The organism is Corallococcus terminator (genome assembly GCF_003611635.1).
Lineage (GTDB): Bacteria > Myxococcota > Myxococcia > Myxococcales > Myxococcaceae > Corallococcus > Corallococcus terminator.
Window position 1 is genome coordinate 1 of record NZ_RAVZ01000652.1, and the last position, 1,767, is coordinate 1,767.

Consider the following 1,767-nt stretch of genomic DNA (forward strand, 5'->3'; position numbering starts at 1 on the left):
GTGGTGAAGCCGCCCGAGCCGCCCCCCGTGGCCAAGGTGGAGCCGGCACGCTCCGTCGACGCTCGCCGGGACAGCGCGGGAATCGATGTGGACGACCTGCCCTCCGCGCCCAGCGGCGGCAAGACACCGACGGTGACGCCCTCGAAGAAGGGCTCCACCAAGGCGATGATGGGCAGCTACGTGGGGAGCCGCAAGAGCGACAAGTTCCACGTGCCCGGCTGCAGGAACGCGAAGAAGATCCTCGAAGAGAACCTCATCCAATTCAAGACGCGCGAAGAGGCGGCGCAGGGGCGCATGCCCGCGCGGGACTGCAACCCTTGAAGGAGCCAGCCCTCGCCATGTCCAAGGCCACGGTGGACCGCATCGAAGAAGACGTCGCCGTGCTCGTGGTGGACGGCCGCCAACTGACGCGCGCCCTGCACACGCTGCCGACCGGCGTGCGCGAAGGGGACGTCGTGGACCTGGAGACGGGAACGGTGGACACCAAGGCCACCGAGGCCCTGCGCGACGAGGTCCGCGCCGCGCGGGAGCGAGCGATGCGTGGCAAGAAGCCGCCGACGGGCGGGGACTTCGACCTGTAGGAAGCGCCGGGCTGCCGACCCCCAGGGCCTGCTCGACGTGCCGGAGCGGCCGACGCCAGGAAATGCCGGGCCTCCGCATCGACGTGCCGGAGCGTCCGATGCGAGGAAGCGACGGGCTATTGCCCGCCAGGAAGCACCGGATCACGACCAGGCATGACCTGCTCGACGTGCCGGGTCGCCCGACCGGAGCAGGATGTCCTGGGAAGGGCCTGCCCCCCGGCGAAGCGCGGAGCAGGCCCACCTGACAGGTTCGACTACGGCGTGGTGCCTTCCGCCGGAGCCGCGGCCTCGCCTCCGGTCGCCGTGCCTGTCGGAGGCGCAGCGGGCGCGGCGCCCTCGGGCGCGGCGGGAGGTGCCGGCGCGGGGGTCGGTGCCACGCGAGCGGGGGTCGGTGCAACGCGGGCCGGGGCATTGCCCGTCACCTTGCCGACCAGCTCCGCCAGGGGAGGCGGCAGCATGTTCAGCGCGGAGAGCGCGAACACCGCCACCACCGGCAGCACGATGAGCAGCAGCACCACCACCGCCACCATCTTCAGCGGGCTGCGACGCGGGGCCACGACGGGCCGCTTGCGGACGGCCTTCGAGTCCTGCACCGCCTGCTCCTCGTCCTCTTCCTCGTCGCGCTGCGCGTCCCGCGCCTCGGCCTGACGGGCGTCCTCGTCGTCCTCGGCGTCGCCCCGGTTGCCGGGAAGATCCAGGTCGGAGAACAGCTCGTTGAGGGGCGCGCCAGCGGCGGCGGGCGCCGCCTCGACATGGCCCCGGCGCTGGGCGGGCGCGGGTGTGGGGACGGGAGAATGGCGCGGGTCCCCGTAGAGCGTGCTGTCGGCCTCGTCCTCGTCGCCGTCGCGCTCCTCGGTCCCGGAGTCCTCCGTGGACGGCCCCGGTTCGGGCTCGGCATAGAACGCCTGCTGCGGCTCCGGCTCACGACGTGCGGGGGCACGGTGCGGCGGAGGTGCCACGGCGGCCACGGGCGGCGGCTCGGGAGGAGGTTCGGCCGGCGCGGCGGGGGCGAACAGCGCCGCCAGCTCCGGGATGTCCGAGCCCCGCTTCCAGTCCGGCATGCCCTGGCGCCAGAAGAAGCTGCGCGCGCTGATGGTGCCCGCGGCCATCCAGTCGGCCACGGCCGCCTCGTCCAGGGGCCCCTCCTGCTTGTTGCGCACCATCACGAACCAGGGCGCCCCCGCTG

The 1,767-nt window shown here is 73.4% G+C and carries 2 protein-coding genes and 1 pseudogene; 2 read left to right on the plus strand and 1 reads right to left on the minus strand.

Annotated features, from left to right (window positions below; all coding sequences use genetic code 11):
* Positions 1 to 321, plus strand: a pseudogene (locus D7V88_RS43450) (ComEC/Rec2 family competence protein); the annotation flags it as partial.
* 17 nt (positions 322 to 338) lie between these two features.
* Positions 339 to 581, plus strand: coding sequence for a DUF3006 domain-containing protein (locus tag D7V88_RS41190; RefSeq protein ID WP_120545920.1), 243 nt, complete (start codon positions 339 to 341; stop codon positions 579 to 581).
* 254 nt (positions 582 to 835) lie between these two features.
* Here D7V88_RS41190 and D7V88_RS41195 read toward each other — a convergent pair.
* A partial coding sequence (locus D7V88_RS41195) for a DUF4339 domain-containing protein (RefSeq protein WP_147449139.1) occupies positions 836 to 1,767 on the minus strand: 932 nt, incomplete at its 5' end.